We start from the raw sequence: 554 nt of genomic DNA, 5'->3' as shown, positions 1-554 counted from the left end.
AGGGGCATGATCAGCAGCCCGCCCGTGACGGACCCGGGAGCCGACGTGGCCTCGCCGGTGGCGGTGGTGCGCGGCGCCTGGCTGGCGGTGCAGCAGATCGCCCTCGACGCCGCTGCGCCGACGGGCACGGCCGATGCAGCGGACACGGCCGCCTCGGCGGTCGATGCGTTACCTGGGCACGGCTCGGCGATCGGCTGTGGTGGCGCCGCCGCGTTGAGCAGCGTGAGTGACGCGGGCCTGATCGACCTGCTCGGTGATCTGCGGCGGCTGCGCGCCGCGGTGGCCGCGGTGGAGGCGCACGTGCAGGTCGCCTTCGATGCCTCACTCCGCGGTGCCGCTCTGGCGGCGGGTGCGACGCGGGCGGATGCCGGTAAGGGCATCGCCGAGCAGGTCGCCCTCGCGCGTGGCGTGTCGCCGTGGCGGGCCGCGAACGACCTCGCCCTCGCCAAGGGCCTCGTCCGCGAGCTCCCGCGTACCCTCGCGCTGCTGACCGGCGCCGCGATCGGGGAGCAGGCCGCGCAGAACGTGGCCCGCGAGACCGTGTGCCTGATGCC

The 554-nt window shown here is 75.8% G+C and carries 1 protein-coding gene; it reads left to right on the top strand.

The window, feature by feature from the left end; all coding sequences use genetic code 11:
- Positions 1–24 precede the first annotated feature (24 nt).
- Positions 25–554 (top strand): hypothetical protein (locus F8A92_RS18500; RefSeq protein ID WP_228389585.1); only part of this gene is annotated, 530 nt, incomplete at its 3' end.

Source organism: Cumulibacter manganitolerans (assembly GCF_009602465.1).
GTDB lineage: Bacteria > Actinomycetota > Actinomycetes > Mycobacteriales > Antricoccaceae > Cumulibacter > Cumulibacter manganitolerans.
The sequence above is the reverse complement of the archived record's forward strand: the minus strand, read 5'-3'. Positions and strand labels throughout refer to the sequence as shown.